This window comes from Cupriavidus necator N-1, from assembly GCF_000219215.1.
GTDB lineage: Bacteria > Pseudomonadota > Gammaproteobacteria > Burkholderiales > Burkholderiaceae > Cupriavidus > Cupriavidus necator.
The window spans coordinates 127,114-144,287 of sequence record NC_015724.1 but is presented as its reverse complement, the minus strand read 5'-3'; the positions used below and the strand labels follow the sequence as shown (position 1 = coordinate 144,287).

Here is a 17,174-nt window from a genome sequence, read left to right as displayed (position 1 = left end):
TTCACATTGGAGAAAATCAAATGGCTAGAAGAAACCTTGAACCAAAGCAGGAGCCTGCCGGCGAGGACGAGGTAGGAGTTGCAGCGGTAAATCGAGCGCTGTCCCTTCTCGACACGTTCTCGAAGGAGCAGCTGTCCTTCACTTTGGCGCAGATGGCCGAGCGGACCGGCCTGTACAAAAGCACGATCCTTCGGCTGGCCGAGTCGCTAGAGGCGTACGGCTATCTGCGAAGGGGCGAAGGCAGCGTGTTTACCCTTGGTCCCACGCCGTTCCGGCTCGCGACGCTGTACCAGCGCAATCTGCATCCTGCGGAGCTGGTGATGCCTGTGTTGCGAAACCTCGTTGAGCTGACGGAAGAGAGCGCGACGTTCTATGTCATATCGGGGGACAAGCGCTTGTGCGCGTATCGCGCGAACTCGCCTCTCGCGATCACTGACAACGTGCAGGCCGGAGAAATGCGCCCCCTTGAGCGCGGCGCAGGAGGTAAGGTGTTACTCGCCTTCGTGGGCCGGCAGGGTCCTGAGTTCGATACGATCCGCGAGGAGATGTTCTCGTTAAGCCGAGGGGAGCTCTATGAGGGCATCGTGTCACTAGCCTCGCCGGTGTTCGGTTCTGCGGATAAGCTCGAAGGCGCCATTTCCATCTCCGGTCCGGCAACGCGCTTGGGCAAGGAAGCGATCGCCCGGATAAAACCACACTTGTTCCGGGCGTCCCAGCATCTGACCGAACTCTTTGGCGGGGATGGGTCAAGGTACGAAGTGTTGCTCTGATCGCCGCCCCTCAGATGTCCCTTTCGCTGAAGGGCGCTTGGGAGTATTTCCGAATGACAACCATGTTTATCGTTGAGTTGACCTATACGCAGCCGCTAAATGCTATCGAAGCCCGACTTTCCGAGCATCGACGGTTTCTCGATGCGCAGTACGCGCGGGGCCTGTTCCTAGTGTCTGGCCCCAAGAATCCACGCGATGGCGGCGTGATCTTGGTGAGTGGGCTCATCGCCAGAAACGAGCTCGACAAGCTGTTGCGCGAAGACCCATTTCCAATACGGTTTGGCGGAGTACCGCGTGACGGAGTTTGCTTCGCTCAAGCATCATCCAGCACTGGCGAAACTGCTGTTGTCGATCGCTAATTCCGCCAGCGGCAGACGCTATATCCGCTAGCATTCACCCCGATCCAACTGATTGATCCGTAATGGATTTCTCATCCGCTGTGACGTCTACCACTGTTGTTTAATGGGATGCTCGATGCCTAACAGTTTCGTAACGCGAGTCTGTAAGGCCATTTCAGAGCGCCTCCAGGATGGTTACATTGGCGACTCCACCGCCCTCACACATGGTCTGCAGCCCATAGCGCTTGCCACGGGCACGCAACGCGTGAATAAGTGTCGCCATCAGTTTGCTACCTGAGGCCCCGAGGGGATGCCCAAGCGCGATCGCGCCACCATTCACGTTGAGTCGCGCAGGATCCGCCTCAAGGGCCTGGAGCCACGCCAAGGGTACTGGCGCGAACGCTTCATTCACTTCATATAGATCGATATCGTCAATCTTCAAGCCAGCCTTGCTGAGCGCACGACGTGTAGCAGGGATCGGCTCTTCGAGCATGATCACCGGGTCGCCGGCGGTGACCGTCATGTTCACGATTCGCCCAATGGGTGTCAGTCCGTATTGCTTCAGCGCTTGTTCACTGACTACCAGAACAGCGGAGGCACCATCACAGATCTGGCTGGCATTCGCCGCGGAAATCACCCCATCTTCCGACAGGAGCTTTACTGCACCAATGCTTTCTAGCGTGGCGTCCCTTCGGATTCCCTCATCCTCCATATGACATCCTGTTTCGGTCGCCAAAGGGACAATCTCCGCCTTGAACGCGCCGGAATCAGTTGCTTGCGCTGCTCTCCGGTGGCTTACCAGCGCAAATGCATCCAGCACGGCGCGATTGAAGCCATACTTTCGCGCTATCGCTTCAGCGCCCGCAAATTGGCTGAAGTTTCTAACGCCAAAGCGCGCCTTGATTCGTTCACTGAACGGCCCGACTCCAATACCTGCCTTTTCATGCAGTGAAATGTTGGAGAACATCGGTACACGGCTCATGCTCTCGGCACCAGCCGCGATGACAACGTCTTGAGTGCCGGACATGACCGCCTGAGCGGCGAACTGAACAGCCTGTTGCGAGCTTCCGCATTGGCGGTCAATCGTTACGGCTGGCACGCTCACTGGCAGCCGTGAAGCTAATACGGCGTTCCTTGCGAAGGCGAACGCTTGCTCGCCTGCCTGAGTGACACAACCGAGAATGACGTCATCGACGGCGGCCGGATCAATTCCGGAGCGTTCAACCATAGCGTTCAACACCTCGGCTGCCATATCGGCTGGATGCCAGCCAGCCAGCTTCCCATTCCGCCGGCCTCCCGCGGTTCTTACCGCTTCTACAATATAGGCTTCAGCCATTCTCGACTCCTCGATAGAAAATAGGTTTGCGCTTCCCGACGAAGGCCGATATACCTTCTCGGGCTTCGAGCCCGGCACTCAAGGCAGCAATGCTTCGTGCCTCTTTTTCCAAGTGCGCTTCCAGGCCGTCCTCATAGGTCTCGAGAAGAAGACGCCGCGTGCCGCCCAACGCACCTGTGGCAGATCTGGCAAGGGTCTCGGCCAGCTCTATTCCTTCTGCGAGCAACTTATCGTCATCGACGGCACGTGTAATTAGCCCAATGTCCTCTGCCTGCTGCGACGGGACACGCTTATTCAGTACGACCATCTCCTGCGCCTTTCTCAGACCGATCAGCCTGGGCAGGTTCCAGGTAAGTCCGCCATCTGGGCTGAGCCCAACCGCGGAATATGCCGCTGTGAAGTGAGCGGATCTCGCACTGAGAACAATGTCACCACTAATCGCAAGACTTAACCCTGCACCCGCGGCTGGACCATTAACAAGAACAACAAGCGGCTTGCCCATTCTTTGAAGGCGCGAGATGGCCAGATGAAGGATTCCCGCAAGCTCACTTAGTAAGCCCGGAACCTGATCACCAGCCGCGCGGAACGTTTCGAGGTCACCACCAGCGCAAAATAGCCGCCCAGTTCCGGTCAAAATCACACATCGAATCGCGGGATCTTGATCGCACTGAATTGAAGCCTTCAAGAGTGCTTGCGCTGATCCCATGTCGATCGAGTTACCAACCTCCGGACGATTTAGGCGTATTGTTGCGACCGGCCCTTCAACGCTGAGAATTACTTGCTCTGTCATTGGCACTCCTTCATGGAACGATATGCGAGTTCTGCAAGAACCGTGAAGCTGGCAGCTCGATCCCTGGCATGAACCGACACCGCGGTGCCGCGCAGCACCCGACCCTTAATGCCGTGAAAGATCGCCACCATCCGGAAAAAATTGAAAGCAATGTAGAACGGCCAACTCTCGATGTCCGTACGTCCGGTACGGGTGCAGTAATCTCGTACGTATTTCTCTTCGCTCGGAATGTTCAATGCCTTCAGGTCAGCACCTGCGAGTCCCGCGACGATACTGGGCGGCATGCGATACATCATCGCTTGATAGGCGAAATCTGCCAAAGGGTCACCGAGTGTCGATAGTTCCCAATCCAGTACCGCGACTACCTCGGAATTGGTCGGATGAAAGATCATGTTGTCGCATCGGAAGTCACCACGGACGATGGCACAGGAGTCTTCTGCAGGTATGTCCAAAGGAAGCCATTCGATTAGCGCATCCATGCATGAATCTCGACCAGCATCCGTGTCTTCGATACTGCTTCGTCCAACGGGCGCTCTGCCGGCTGAAGTAGTTGCCAGACTTGCCATAGTCAGCAAGTCCGATTGCAACTGGATCGACCCGGTGCAATGCCGCATCGTTCGGTTCATCGCGTCGAAATATTCGGGCCTGGCGTCAAGCTGGACTTGACGAAACGATGCGTAGCAGCTCTTCCGTAGGACAGTTGTGATGATCGCGACGGGGATCACGCTCGTATGGCACCACGACTTCGCGGACGAATCGCTCAACTAGGGCCGCGATTTCGTCGGCATGGTAGTTCGTGGTAGCGCTCATCGTGGGGCCATCCGAATGGCGCCATCGAGGCGAATAACTTCGCCATTGAGCATGGCATTTGTCACGATTGCCTCAACCAGTTGTGCAAACTCGTCAGGCTGGCCCAAACGGCTCGGGAATGGCACCTGCTGACCCAGCGACTCCTGCGCTTCCTGGGGCAAACTTGCCAATAGAGGCGTCAAGAAGATACCAGGCGCGACCGTCATTACACGGATGCCGAACCGCGCAAGTTCGCGAGCAATCGGCAACGTCATTCCCACGATACCGGCCTTCGACGCGGCATATGCCGGCTGCCCAATCTGGCCATCGAAGGCTGCCACGCTCGCAACGTTGACGATCACTCCACGTTCCTCGCCCAGTGCGCGCGCCTTGTGCAGTCTTGCTGCAAATTTCGAAAGAACGTTGAAACTGCCGAGCAAATTGATTGAGATGATCTTGGAGAAGTCCGTGAGCGGCAGCGGCTCGCCGTCTCGGCAGATAACCTTTGCAGGTGCCCCTACTCCTGCCGAGTTCACCAGGATACGCGCGGGACCGTGCAACTCCTCTGCTTGTGCAAGTGCGCTGGCAACCGCAACCTCATCGGTGACATCTACCTTAAAGAACTGCCCACCAATTGCCCGTGCGTGAGCCCGGCCCAGTTCGTCGTTCAGGTCAAAGATTGCGACTTTTGCGCCTGCTTCCGCCAAGCGCTTGGCTGCTGCCCCGCCAAGACCTGAAGCACCGCCCGTCACCACTGCTGCTACATATTTGATCTGCATTCCTCAACTCCTCTTGATGACACGGGGGTATGGTTCTTCGCGCGCGTCGTTGATTCCATTGTTTCCCGCACGCGCGTTCGAGCCCAGAAGCGGAGTAACGTCAGAGGAAACGACAGCAGAAAGGGAACACGCCATCCCTACGAACTCTCCTGCTCGCTAGTTGTGAGTGCCGTCATCGCTCCGGCAACTGCTGCTGTGAGTGCGAATCCACCGCTCGACCCAAGACGGGCAAACGCTAGGCTCGCTTCGTCCTCTGCCAGTGTCTCCTCACACAGCCTGAGACGCTCGGCGTAAGCTCTTCTTCCCTGGCGTGAAGCTCGTCGTCTTTTGGCCCTGATCTGGCTGCTGCTGCTCGATACATTCGGCCTGCTGCAGGATGTTCTGCAGCATTCGAACCGCCAGCGCACTAATCGCCTCCGGTGATCGACCTGCAAGATCCTCGGGCTGAAGCTCCGCAACTCGCGCATGAGCGCACTTTCGGGCAAGGCTGGCCAGTTGGGCACCGGGCTTGCGCTGTCAACCGCGGTGCCTGGCCTTCACGTGCGTGTGATGATCCGTATGTTCTCCAGTCCCTGCCATGGCAGGCCCAGCACGAGCGTGCCGAACAGCTCGCGAGTGAGCTACGGCAATGACGCGCCAGCATCGAGGCCTGGCCCGACGAAGCGCCTTTGGTTCAGGCGCCGCGCAGCGCACCTCACGCCTAAGCCATCGTGCACCAGCAGTTTCATGAGTGTGCGTCGCGCGATGGCGAACAGGTAGCAGCATGGGTACCGGCGAGCCGGCCGAAGGTGACTGAGCGGAGTACTGAAGTTGCGGCGGGGTACTCGTGATAGTAGAGGCCAGTTACTTCTCCGGCAGCGTACAAACCTGCTATCGGCGTGCCGGCTGGGGTGAGTACCCGTCCGACCGTATCGGTTCGGATACCGCCAAAGGTGAATGTGATGCCGCCGGTGAGTGGTACAGCGAGGAACGGCCCCTGCTCGATTGGATTGGCCCAGTTCGACTTGGGCGGTGTGATACCAGTGGTGGATTTACCGTCTAGCCTTGTGTGATCGAAAGTCTGCGAACCGCATGCAGAGTTGAACTCCGCGATTGTGGATTCGAGTGCGGACGGATCGAGGCCTAGGTTCTCGGCGAGTCCCTCGATGGAGTCAGCAGCAATCGGATCTACATCGGTGAAGTTGATCGCAAGGATGCCAGGAAGGTTTGCGATCTGCTGATCCGTGATCCAGAATGCCCGCTGATTCTGGTTCTTCCAGATCTCATATCCGAGGAGTTCAAAAGTTCGGTCAAGGGTGTGGGAACCTTCATCAAAGAAGCGCTTGGCGTCAGAATTGACCACGATCCCATAGGGAGTCGCCCAAACAACTGCATCAGGTTGTGAACTGCGAGGGTCAATTGCCTCAGCGTGGAACATGTCGAACTGTCCCGACGTATCCGCGCCGACCTCAATCGCCATCGTGATGCCTTCACCTCGGTTGTTCTTGATCCCCGGTACAATGGGGACGAGATCGCATGCGTTGCTGCCGAGGTACCGCGTCAGCATTTCCTTATTGCCTTCAAAACCTCCACTGGCGATCATCACGTTGTTTCCGTGTAGTGTTCGAAGCCGGCCGTCCTCTTTCCGGACTACAACTCCGTTCACAGCACCGTCATCGGAGATGCTCAGTCGCACGGCTTCTGTGCGGTAGTGGACCTCGACCCCCTTGTGTTTGGTGAGCTCGTTGAATAGTCCCGAGACGATCCCCGCTCCGCCGTTAACGGGGTGCATCACTGTCTGAAGCTTTACCTCGCCGTGAGCGAAGTTGATGGGAGCGGGCCAAGGAAGGCGTTCGAGTGGCACGCCTCGGCTGGTCAGGAACTCCAAAGTCGCGGGGACTTCCTTCTCCAGGGTCGCACAGTACTCTTGGTCAGGAAGTCCGCCACCGAGAACGTCAACTAGTTGTCGCCAATTAGTATCGAAACGACCGTCTTCAGCGATCCTCAGGAGCGCCGCGGTCCATTGCGTTGCACCGCCGCGTTCTTCCTCGGGCGCTCGTTCGAGCAGTGCGATTCGTGCGATCTTGTCCGAACGGTCGGCAGCCTCGGCGTAGGCGATAGCTGTGGCTAGTCCAGCAGCTCCACAGCCGATGACAATGATGTCGTAGTTGTTTTCGGTGTTCATGTCCGAGAGTCTCCTGTTGGTTATGATTTGCTAACTTGGGTTGAGTGGCGATAGAAGCGGCTTTTCTAGTGGTCGCCTTGTCAGTACCGGATCGTTCACGGATCCTTGCCAGCGGGAGGGCGCGGTCTTCCTGTGTCAGGTTTCCAGCCCGTTACCTAACCAGATGGACTTGACTTGCGTGTACTCGTGCAGAAGATCAGGCCCGAGTTCGCGTCCTAGGCCACTCATCTTCACTCCACCGAATGGAACGTTGATTCCGAAGGCTCGCCAAGTATTTACCCAGACGACTCCCGATCGGAGTCGCTTGGAGACTCGCGCAACACGGTCCACGTCCTGCGTCCAGAGACCCGACACTAACCCGAATTCGGTTTCGTTGGCCACCTCAATGGCTTCGTTCTCGCTGCGGAAAGAAATGACAGCGCCGACAGGACCGAAGATCTCTTCGCAACGCACACGTGAAGTTCGATCTGGCGTGGCGTAGATTGTCGGTTCGACGAACAAGCCGCGAGTAACTTCCGGGATTTCGGTGCCAACGCGTGCGCCATATAGTAGTTTCGTGGTCTGCTCTCGCGCAGCTATGTCGAAGTACCCCGTCACCTTAGCGAATTGTGCGCGGGAAGCTAGGGGGCCGACTTGGACCTTGGGATCCAGAGGATCCCCGATCTTGACGTTCGCCAGGGCTAACTTCAGTCGCTCGAGGACCTCGTCGTAGAGCGATTCGTGGACCAGCAGCCGTGACCCTGCGTTGCAGGCTTGTCCGGTGCCCGCGATCAAGCCTGCGAGCAGGCTGGGAACAGCCCGAGCGAGGTCGGCTTCGGGGAAGACGATCTGCGGCCCTTTCCCTCCCAACTCGAGAGTGGTGGGGAGAACCCGGGCAGCCGCGACTTTGGCGATCGAGATGCCGGTGGCGGTGGACCCCGTGAACGCCACCTTGTCGATGTCCGGATGCGAGACCAAAGCCGCTCCGGTCTCGGCGGCGCCGGTCACAACATTGATCACGCCAGCAGGAACACCTGCTTGTCGTGCTAGCTGTGCCAATCGCAGAGTTGATACGGGGGTTACTTCGGAAGGCTTGATCACGACCGTGTTGCCAGCTGCGATGGCCGGGAAAAGCTTCCATGCAAGCAGCACCAGGGGGTTATTCCAAGGTGCGATAGCGGCGATGACGCCGATGGGCTCGGGCCTTGTCCACGCGTCATGGCCCGGAAGGGTCGGCTGGACCGTCGTACCGTGATCTGCGATCGCCAACTGTGCGACATAGTCCGCGAGCGGGGCCAACGTCGACGTTGCGCCGCGCATCTCAGTGATGGTCTTTCCATTTTCGTGGACCTGGATGCGGGCAAGTTCTTCCACGTTCTCGCGGATCAGATTGCCGAAAATTCGGAGAATCTCGGCGCGGCCTGCCACAGGGGTCGCGGCCCAGGCAGGGAATGCAGCTCGAGCGGCGCGGACCGCGCGGTCAACATCATCGGAGGTTCCAACCGGTACGATGCCCCATTCGGTCTCTTCGAAGGGGTCAAAACACGTGAACGAATCCGACCCGCTGGAAGGGACAGCTTCGCCGGCAATGAATAGGTCGTACCGCGTATGAGGGTTGACCTCAGGGAACCGGTGGTTCTCAGTCTGATCCGAACGACTCATCGCTTCACTCGCAACGACGGTTCGAAGAGCTGGTTGATCCAGGTGCCAGAGTCAGCGGCTCCTGCCGTGACCTGAAAGTGTCTCCGCTTCATAAGTGCTCCAGTTAGTCAGACTTGCCTACTCACCACGCTTCCGCCGTGTTCGGTAGGAAGTAGTCTAGGCAGACAAGGGGTGGTCGTAAATCGAGATTTCTTCTTGATTCTTTTCAGTTTGTCTAAGGTAAGCAATGGGATGGACGCGCCCACCCGACAACTGCATCTCAGTGCCAGAGTGGAAGTGTCAGCCAACACTCGATTCGGAGGGAACGTCCACCACGCAGGTTACGACGATCGGCCTCGACCTGACCAAGAATGTGTTTCAGATCCACGGTGCCAACGAGCACGGCAGGCCGTACTTCGCAAACAGTTGCGACGTGCCCAAGTCGCAGCGTTCTTCGCAAACTTGCCTGCGTGCCTGGTCGGGATGGAGGCATGCTCCAGCGCACACCACTGGGTGCGCAAGCTGCAGGTTCTGGGCCACACGGTCAGGCTTATGGCTCCTCAGTTCGTCAAGCCTTATGTGAAAAGCAACAAGAACGACGTCGCTGACGCGGAGGCCATCTGCGAGGCAGTGACACGTCCGTCGATGCGTTTTGTGCCAGTCAAGAATATCGAACAACAGGCGCGGCTCTCACTGCATCGTGTGCGTCAAGGCGCGCACGGCTGGCTGTTGTAGTGACGATCAGGCGCGAGCCCTGCGGAACCAGCAGGTGGCGGCCCGTGTCGGTGTCGTATACCGCTTCTGAAACGTTGGCGGTGACCTCCCCCGCAGATCGGAGTTGATCCCTATCACCAGCGCAACGGGGATTGTGGTTCCTGCCATCACCTGGTAAAGAGACGCCGGCAACTCCAATCCACCGGGATTGCGCGTGGATCTGCCAGGATGTCGGCGATGTTCTGTACGTCGCGGACTTGACCTGCCCGGTTTCTCCGAGACATTGATTTCAAGGAAGATGGCTCCCGCCCGAAGAGGAGCTCATGAAGAAGAGTCGATTCACGGAAGAGCACATGTTCACGATCCTGCGCGAAGCGGATCGGACGACGGTGGCCGAGGCCGCCAGGAAGCACAAGGTCAGTGAGGCCACGATCTACGCTTGGCGCAAGCACTTCGGCCAGATGGAAGCAACGGACGTCAAACGGCTCAAAGCGTTGGAGCTTGAGAACAGCAGGCTGAAGAAACTGCTGGCCGAGAGGGCTCTTGACATCGAGATCCTCAAGGAGACCAACGGGAAAAAATAGTGAGCCCGCTGGTCCGACGCGAGCCACTTGCTTTCGTGCGCGCACGGGGCTGGCGACAAGCGGTCCCACATGACGTCCGGCAACGTGTCGGGCTTGCGCTGGGGCCTGCCCGGCGTCGAGGACCTGGGCAGCGGCATGAAGGCGGTCTATACGCTGGAGAGCGGCTTCGACCTCGATAGCGGCGCTTCCGGCCAGGGCGGACGCCAGTTCGGCCGCCAGGCTTTGTGGGCCTGGAAAACCAGTGGGACCGCGTCACGCTTGGCTGGCAGCAGAACGCGCTGTTTGACCTGCTGATCAACTATGAGCCGATGGTGCTGGCCGCACGCTACTCAGCGATGCCGATTGATGCAAACTTTGCGGGCCGCTACGACAACACCGCCAAGCACACCGGCAAGTTTGGTCCTGTCACCGCCACCGCCCTGTTCAGATTGCCCGCGGCATCACCATCACCGGCGCGGGCGGCACCACCTCGCATGGCACCAAGGTACCCGAAGACGTCAAGAGCGATCGAGCGTTCGGCGCGGGCCTGGAGTACGCCAACGGCAATTCGGCGCCACCGTGAACTATGACCAGCACAAGGCACACGTGGCATCGCCGGGCAGAACTCCGGCCAGACCGACCGGCGCATCGCGGCGGCCGCCAACGTCAGTTTCGGCAGCTCGACGCTGCTGGCCGGCTATCGCTGGTTCAAAGGCGATATCGGCGTCACACCTGGCACGCCACAGCGCCGCAACAATCTCTTCCGGCTTGGCTACGGCTTCCAGGCCACGCCGGCACTGACGCTGACCGGCGCGGGCTACCACCTCAACAACAAGCGCAACGGCGAGGACCCGTGGATGCTGCTGGCGTCAGCCAACTATACCCTGTCCAAGCGCACCGACGCATTCCTGAACGTGGGCAATTTGCGCAACAAGAACAATTCCAACCTTGGGCTGAACGGGTTCGGCAGCACCGTGACGCCACGCGATAACCAGACGGGTGTTCATGGCCAGCATTCGCCACAAGTTCTGACGGATCCGCGCCTGCCGTACTGCTCGGGCGAGACGGCCGGGCCCACGCAGCAACAAGAAGTGAAGAAGTGAAGAGGTAGACGGAAACTGGCGCCTGGCGGCGCGTAACAGGGCTAAGCGCATTTTTTTCTCGACTGCAACGACGAGAGCGCCTGATGACGAAGCGTGCTGCAATACGCCGCGCGCTTCTTTCCGTTCAGGTGGACCAGCCTCAAAACGTGTGGCGGATCCCCAATGCCGCCCCCAGCATCGTGCTCTGGCCACCGGCAAGCGCGTAGCTGTTGCCGAGGAAGAGACTGGTGACGTAGGCAGTCGGACCCGAGTCCAGCATCAGGCCAGCATTCTTTGCGAACGCCGTGGTCAGGTAAAGCGAGGTCCGCTTGGAGAGCGCGTAGTTGGCGCGCAGGGCAACCTGCCAGGGATTGGCCAGGCGGGTACTGCCCAGGAAGTTCTTGAGGTCCTGGTAGTTGTAGGCGACTGACAGGTCCAGCGCTGAAGTCACCTGGTAGTTGGCGCCAAGCGAATACAGGTCATCGCGCTGCAGCAGGATACCATTCGCATCCTTGTTCTGGCCCCAGCGGTAGCCGCCCATGACCGTGACCGGCCCGATCGCATAGCTGGCTGCCACGGCTGCCTTCTTATAGGCGCCACTGCTGATCGTACCGCCGGCGGTGCCGATGGAAGGATTGAACTGGTCGTACGCAGCAGCCAGCCCGAGCTTTCCGGCGAAGTAGTTCAACCCCACGCCGTAGCCCGCATCGCGCCGGAACTGGCCGGGCACTTCGCCATTGCCTCCCACCGCGACGCCATTGGCAGCCGGCTGCGGAAGCGCGACGCCGGTGCCGAATGACCAGTGGGCCATGGCTGTCACCGGGCCGAACGTGCCGCTGTACGCGACAGTGTTGTCCTCACGGAAGTTCGGGCCGATCTGCGCCACGATCGGATCATATTGGGAGGCGAACGCCATGGGCGTGAAGTTCGCCAGCGCATACATGATCGACGTGTATTGCCGGCCGAAGGTGAGCCGGCCATAGCTCGCGCTCTGCACGCCCACGAACGCCTGGCGATCAAACAGCCGCCCGCTCATCGCCAGCGTGCCGTTGTCCAGGTTGAAGCCGCTTTCCAGCACGAAGACGGATTTCAGGCCATTGCCGAGATCCTCCTCGCCGCGCAGGCCCCAGCGCGAACCGGCCACGCCACCGGAGTTGATACGCCAGGCGTCGTTGGCCGGTCCCGGATTGAACTGGTTGGCTGCCGACGGAACCTTGCCGACATGGTTGACGTATTCAACGTTGATATCCGCCACGCCGTACAGCGTCAGACCCGCCTGCGCCATGGCTGTCCCGCTGAAGGCCGCCAGCACAGCCAGCGCTACCATGGATCGTTTCATCACACGCTTCATCTTCCTTGTCTCCCCTTCATTTAATGGTGCGCCCCTAGTATCGTGAGTTAGAAATTCATTGAATAAAATTCCACCTGTAGTACCGTGCAAGTCGATACCACGGACCCGAGGTGGCGACGATCGGAACTCATATTGAGCGAGGCGGAGCGCGAGCAGCTCACGGCGCTGACGATGCGTCGCAAGACGGCGCAGGCGCTGGCATTGCGAGCGCGGATCGTGCTAGCGTGCGCCGATGGCATCGACAACAAGACAGTCGCGGCGAAACAGCGGGTCACGCAGCAAACCGTGTCGAAATGGCGTGCGGGCTACGTGGCACATCGACTCGATGGACTGCTCGATGCGCCGCGCCCGGGCGCGCCCAGAACGATTGACGATGCGCGAGTCGATGCCGTAATCGCCAAGACGCTGGAATCGGTTCCCAGCGGAGCGACGCATTGGAGTACGCGCACGATGGCTCGGGAGATGGATCTTTCTCAGACAGCCGTCTCGCGAATCTGGCGAGCCTTTGGCCTGCAGCCACATCGGCAGGAAACCTTCAAACTCTCGAGCGATCCGTTGTTCGTCGACAAAGTTCGCGACATCGTTGGTCTGTACCTGAATCCTCCGCTCAAGGCGATGGTGTTGTGCGTGGACGAGAAGAGCCAGATCCAGGCGTTGGATCGCACGCAGCCCATATTGCCGCTGGCGCCTGGCATTCCCGAGCACCGTACTCACGACTACATGCGCCACGGCACCACTACGCTGTTTGCTGCGCTGGACATCGCCACCGGTGAAGTCATTGGTGAATTGCATCGTCGCCATCGCAGCAGTGAATTCCTGCAGTTCCTGCGCACAATCGACGCCAACGTGCCCGCAAATCTGGAGGTGCATCTGGTGATGGATAACTACGGTACGCACAAGACACCTTCGATCAAGAACCGGTTCGCTCGACACCCACGCTTCCATGTTCATTTCGCGCCGACATCCGCATCGTGGGTCAATCAGGTCGAACGCTGGTTCGCCACGCTGACTGAGAAGTACATACGACGTGGCACGCATCGCTCGACGCGCCAACTTGAAGAGGCGATCCGGCATTACCTCGATGTCTATAACGCGAATCCCAGGCCCATCGTCTGGTGCAAGCCGGCCGACGAAATCCTCGCGAGCCTTGAGCGGTTTTTCATGCGAATCAGGAGAGCAGCACTATGAATGCCATGAACATCGACACCGCTGCCATCGACGATGCTGTCCTCGCGCTGCTCTACCTGACCCTGCATGACCAAAACCGGGCTTGGAAAAGCCTCGACTGGGAGGTGCTCGACCGCCTGCATGAACGAGGTCTCATTGCCGACCCTGTTAAACAAGGCGAAATCAGTCATCCTCACCGAGGAAGGATTGCGCGAATCCGAACGCCTTTTCATGCGCCATTTCGTGGCGGCAGGCGGACAAGGCAATAATGAAACGAATCTCTAACTCACGACACTGGGGGATAGTTGTTCACACCCGCTCGAAAATCGCCGCGATGCCCTGGCCGCCACCGATGCACATGGTCACCAGCGCATAGCGGCCCTGCACGCGCTGCAGCTCGGCCAGCGCCTTCACCGTGATGATCGCGCCCGTGGCACCCACCGGGTGGCCCAGCGAAATGCCCGAGCCGTTGGGATTGACCTTGGCCGGATCGAAGCCCAGCTCCTTCATGACCGCGCAGGCCTGGGCGGCGAAGGCTTCGTTGGACTCGATCACGTCCAGGTCGCTCACTTTCAGGCCGGTGCGCTCCAGCACCTTGCGCGTGGCCGGCACCGGGCCGATGCCCATGTAGGCCGGCTCCACGCCCGCGTGCGCATAGCCCACCAGCCGCGCCAGGGGCTTGAGGCCCAGCGCCTTCACGCGCTCGCCCTCGGCCAGCACCACTGCGCCGGCGCCGTCGTTGATGCCGGAGGCATTGCCGGCGGTGACCAGGCCGTCCTTCTTGAAGGCCGGCTTCATCTTCGACAGCACGTCCAGCGTGGTGTCGGCGCGAACGTGCTCGTCGGTATCGAACAGCACCACGCCCTTGCGCGTCTTCACTTCCACCGGAACGATCTGCTCCTTGAAGCGGCCGGCCGCAAGGGCGGCCGCGGCACGCTGCTGGCTTTGCACGGCCAGCGCGTCCTGCTGCTCGCGCGAGATGCCGTAGCGCGCCGCCACGTTCTCGGCCGTGATGCCCATGTGCATCTTCTCCCACGGGTCGTGCAGGATGCCGATCATGTAGTCGACGAGTTGCGCGTCGCCCATGCGCGCGCCGTGGCGTGCCGCCGTATCGAAATACGGGGCGCGGCTCATCGATTCGGAGCCGGCGCCGATGGCGATGTCGCAATCGCCCAGGGCAATGGCCTGCGCCGCCGACACGATGGCCTGCAGGCCCGAGCCGCACAGGCGGTTGACGTTGAAGGCCGGCGTCTCGATGAGACAGCCGGCGTCCACCGCGGCCACGCGGCTCAGGTAGGCGTCGCGCGTGTCGGTGGGAATCACGTTGCCCATCACCACGTGGCCCACGTTGGCGGGCGCCACGCCGCTGCGCTCGATGGCGGCCTTGACGGCGGTGGTGGCCAGTTGGGTGTTGGGAACGTCCTTCAGCGAGCCGCCGAAGGTGCCGATAGCGGTGCGGGCAGCGCCGACCACGAAGATGTCGCGTTGTTTCATGGTGAAGTCCTTAACGAGGTGGAAACGGGTTCATGCTCATCTTCGACCTATCCCCTGAGCGCACTGGTGCGCACATAGGCGAAGCCATCCATCAAGCGCCTGGCGGTGCGCACGAAATGAACCTCCTGCACCGACCATTCGCCATCAGCGCCGCGTGCCACATGGCCGTACACTCCGAATACGCCACTCGGATGCCCAATCCTGATCCTCGCCGGCCCCTGGTGGCCGCCGCGGACTTCGGATGCCACCGTCCCCTCGATCTGCGCCGCAATGGACAGGCAGACCGAGCCGCCGCCGGGAAACGCCTTGTGCACGAGGCCATTCGCGCCCACCATGCGCGCGACCAGATCGATCTCGCCGGACTCGACCACGCGGTCGCCGCTAAAAGCCCTGTAGCTCTGCGGTGGGCCTACGACGATCTGATAGGGGGTGTAGCTGCCCTGAAGACCGCAACGCTCTGCAGCCCATTGACGCACGGCTTCCGCGACCTCGAAGGTTCTGGGGTTGAACTCTCCTGGCAGTTCGGTTCCTGTTTCCCCTAGATCCGCCGCGCGGATTAACACACAAACTGTTCCGACGTCAACGATTGAAACCTCGATGTCCCGCCCCAGGAGTGGCACATGGACGGCGTCTCGTGGATGTCCCGTAGGCAGGAGCTTGCCGGTCGCGCCTCCGCTGGTGCCCGAATAATCAAGAGCCACTTCCGAACCACTGCCGGGAACGCCGTCGATCTCGCAATCGCCTTCGACGCGGGGCTCGCCATCGGCGCATTGCACCAGTAGCCGCAAGATCTTGCCTGTATTCGTGTTGTGCACGCGCACTTCAGTGACGGGCTCCTGGACCGCGACCAGCTTCTCCTGCAATGCGTACACCCCGGTCGCCGCCGAGATATTTCCGCAGACCATCTCGTAGCTGACCGTCGGCGCATCGATGCCGATCTGGGCGAACGTGTAGTCGATATCCGCGTCCGGCCGCGACGGCGGTCCGATGATGGCGCACTTGCTGGTCAGGACATCGGCGCCGCCGAGCCCATCGATCTGTCGCGGATCAGGGCTTCCAAAGAGAGCAAGCAGTAAGCGCGCCCTGCGACCGGGATCGGCCGGGATGTCTCGCTGCGCGAGAAATAATGCCTTGCTGGTGCCACCACGCATGATGGTGACGGGAATCCGAACCTGCTCGCTCATCCGCCGAGAATTTGCATTGCTCAATTCCGAACTCCTTTCGAGCCTATTTGGAGAAGTCGAGCTGGATTTTCCCAAGGAAGCCCCGCATGAAGCGGGCCTCCTCCTTCAGCTTGGCAGCACTTTTCGCACGTGACATGGGCATCGGCACCAGCCCGAGATCCTTTATACGCGCCTCCAGCTGCGGACTGAGCAATGCGGTTCGTGTCGCCTGATTCACGGCGTCCATTGCGCCCTCGGGTGTGCCCACCACCGCGAAGATACCGGTCCATGTGGGCACCGACGAGCCGCCCAGCTCGCCGTTGAGCGATGGAAGGCCACCGAACGCCGTGCCCGACTGTAGCGATCCAAGCGGTTTGAGCTTGCCGGCGGTCACCAAGCCGTGCGCGGTACTCCAGCTCGAGAACACCGCGTCGAGATGCTGCCCCGCAAGATCCGCCACCATTGGGGCACCACCCTTGTACGCCACATGGATCATCCGCACGCCGGTGTGCTTCTCGAGCAGCAGCGCGGCAAGGTGATGAGGTGTGCCAACGCCCGGATTGCCGAACCGGAGTTGGGAAGCCTTGGCCTTTCGCATAAAGTCGGCGAAGGACTGGATGCCGCTGTCTGCGTTCACCATGAGCACGAGCGGGATATCGACCAGAGGCGCGACGGGCACGAACCGCTCGAGGACGTCGATGCCCTTGATGCGCAGTTCCGGAACAAACGAGTTCGTCGTCAGCTGCGACGATGGGATCACCAGGAAGTTGGTCCCGTCTGCGGGCTGGCGCGTGACGTATTCGGTGCCGATGTTGCCGTTGGCTCCGGGGCGGTTGTCGAAGACAACCACCCCGGAGCCAAGTGCGGTCTGCAGGCCTTCCAGGCCGATGCGGGCACTCGAGTCAGCCACGCCACCCGCGTTGTAGGGGATGACAAAACGCAACTGTTTGCCAGCAAAGCTGTGGGGCGCCGATGCGAAGGATCGACTTGCAAGTGCAGTCGCACCCAACGCTGAAAGAAAGCTTCTCCGCTTCATGGACATGTCTCCTAACAT

14 protein-coding genes and 5 pseudogenes are annotated in these 17,174 nt (G+C 60.1%); 8 read left to right on the top strand and 11 right to left on the bottom strand.

The window, feature by feature from the left end; genetic code table 11:
* Positions 1–20: 20 nt before the first annotated feature.
* Both CNE_RS37370 and CNE_RS40480 read left to right on the top strand, forming a co-directional pair.
* On the top strand, positions 21–770 hold the full coding sequence (locus CNE_RS37370; protein ID WP_013954244.1) for an IclR family transcriptional regulator: 750 nt from the start codon (positions 21–23) through the stop codon (positions 768–770).
* Between the two features lie 53 nt (positions 771–823).
* Positions 824–1,129, top strand: a complete 306-nt coding sequence (locus CNE_RS40480; RefSeq protein WP_319609761.1) for a YciI family protein — start codon at positions 824–826, stop codon at positions 1,127–1,129.
* Between the two features lie 154 nt (positions 1,130–1,283).
* Here CNE_RS40480 and CNE_RS37365 read toward each other — a convergent pair whose 3' ends face one another.
* The 6 genes and pseudogenes from CNE_RS37365 to CNE_RS37340 all read right to left on the bottom strand — a co-directional run bounded on the left by CNE_RS37365 (position 1,284) and on the right by CNE_RS37340 (position 8,607).
* Complete coding sequence (locus CNE_RS37365; RefSeq protein ID WP_013954242.1) at positions 1,284–2,444, bottom strand: acetyl-CoA C-acetyltransferase; 1,161 nt, start codon at positions 2,442–2,444, stop codon at positions 1,284–1,286.
* Positions 2,437–3,234 (bottom strand): enoyl-CoA hydratase/isomerase family protein, encoded by a 798-nt coding sequence (locus CNE_RS37360; protein WP_041229385.1) that lies wholly within the window; start codon positions 3,232–3,234, stop codon positions 2,437–2,439. Before CNE_RS37360 ends, CNE_RS37365 begins: the two co-directional genes overlap by 8 nt.
* Positions 3,231–3,911: pseudogene (locus tag CNE_RS37355) on the bottom strand (phosphotransferase); the annotation flags it as partial. The pseudogene CNE_RS37355 and the gene CNE_RS37360, both read right to left, overlap by 4 nt.
* 129 nt (positions 3,912–4,040) lie before the next feature.
* Positions 4,041–4,802 (bottom strand): SDR family NAD(P)-dependent oxidoreductase, encoded by a 762-nt coding sequence (locus tag CNE_RS37350; protein ID WP_013954239.1) that lies wholly within the window; start codon positions 4,800–4,802, stop codon positions 4,041–4,043.
* Between the two features lie 724 nt (positions 4,803–5,526).
* Positions 5,527–6,966 carry an FAD-binding protein gene (locus tag CNE_RS37345; RefSeq protein WP_013954237.1) on the bottom strand — a complete coding sequence of 480 codons (1,440 nt, stop codon included), beginning with the start codon at positions 6,964–6,966 and terminating at the stop codon, positions 5,527–5,529.
* A 135-nt stretch (positions 6,967–7,101) separates the two neighbouring features.
* Positions 7,102–8,607, bottom strand: coding sequence for an aldehyde dehydrogenase family protein (locus CNE_RS37340; protein ID WP_013954236.1), 1,506 nt, complete (start codon positions 8,605–8,607; stop codon positions 7,102–7,104).
* A gap of 328 nt (positions 8,608–8,935) precedes the next feature.
* Between CNE_RS37340 and CNE_RS37335 the strand changes: the two are divergent.
* Positions 8,936–9,297 (top strand): annotated as a pseudogene (locus CNE_RS37335) (IS110 family transposase); the annotation flags it as partial.
* 28 nt (positions 9,298–9,325) lie between these two features.
* On the opposite strand, the pseudogene CNE_RS42660 reads toward CNE_RS37335, so the two are convergent.
* A pseudogene (locus CNE_RS42660) lies at positions 9,326–9,522 on the bottom strand (TrbI/VirB10 family protein); the annotation flags it as partial.
* 101 nt (positions 9,523–9,623) lie between these two features.
* Here CNE_RS42660 and CNE_RS37330 point away from each other — a divergent pair.
* From CNE_RS37330 to CNE_RS42645, 3 genes and pseudogenes are all read left to right on the top strand, one after another.
* Positions 9,624–9,934 (top strand): annotated as a pseudogene (locus CNE_RS37330) (transposase); the annotation flags it as partial.
* Positions 9,935–9,953: 19 nt separating this feature from the next.
* Positions 9,954–10,178: a hypothetical protein gene (locus tag CNE_RS42655; protein ID WP_013954233.1), complete on the top strand. Its 225-nt coding sequence runs from the start codon at positions 9,954–9,956 to the stop codon at positions 10,176–10,178.
* 296 nt (positions 10,179–10,474) lie between these two features.
* The gene (locus tag CNE_RS42645) at positions 10,475–10,966 is read left to right on the top strand and encodes a porin (RefSeq protein WP_080569697.1); all 492 of its coding nucleotides are present in this window, start codon (positions 10,475–10,477) and stop codon (positions 10,964–10,966) included.
* Between the two features lie 139 nt (positions 10,967–11,105).
* Here CNE_RS42645 and CNE_RS37320 read toward each other — a convergent pair whose 3' ends face one another.
* The gene (locus tag CNE_RS37320) at positions 11,106–12,284 is read right to left on the bottom strand and encodes a porin (RefSeq protein ID WP_041229384.1); all 1,179 of its coding nucleotides are present in this window, start codon (positions 12,282–12,284) and stop codon (positions 11,106–11,108) included.
* A 183-nt stretch (positions 12,285–12,467) separates the two neighbouring features.
* On the opposite strand from CNE_RS37320, the gene CNE_RS37315 reads away from it, so the two are divergent.
* Positions 12,468–13,484 (top strand): IS630 family transposase, encoded by a 1,017-nt coding sequence (locus CNE_RS37315; protein ID WP_238553266.1) that lies wholly within the window; start codon positions 12,468–12,470, stop codon positions 13,482–13,484.
* A 5-nt stretch (positions 13,485–13,489) separates the two neighbouring features.
* A pseudogene (locus CNE_RS37310) lies at positions 13,490–13,748 on the top strand (DUF6429 family protein).
* 24 nt (positions 13,749–13,772) lie between these two features.
* Here the strand turns inward: CNE_RS37310 and CNE_RS37305 are convergent.
* Genes CNE_RS37305 through CNE_RS37295 form a run of 3 tightly spaced genes read right to left on the bottom strand, consistent with a single transcriptional unit; the run spans position 13,773 to position 17,156 of the window.
* Complete coding sequence (locus tag CNE_RS37305) at positions 13,773–14,957, bottom strand: acetyl-CoA C-acyltransferase family protein (RefSeq protein ID WP_013954226.1); 1,185 nt, start codon at positions 14,955–14,957, stop codon at positions 13,773–13,775.
* A 47-nt stretch (positions 14,958–15,004) separates the two neighbouring features.
* Complete coding sequence (locus CNE_RS37300; protein ID WP_041229383.1) at positions 15,005–16,141, bottom strand: 2-methylaconitate cis-trans isomerase PrpF family protein; 1,137 nt, start codon at positions 16,139–16,141, stop codon at positions 15,005–15,007.
* A 43-nt stretch (positions 16,142–16,184) separates the two neighbouring features.
* Complete coding sequence (locus CNE_RS37295) at positions 16,185–17,156, bottom strand: Bug family tripartite tricarboxylate transporter substrate binding protein (protein ID WP_013954224.1); 972 nt, start codon at positions 17,154–17,156, stop codon at positions 16,185–16,187.
* Between the last annotated feature and the right edge of the window lie 18 nt (positions 17,157–17,174).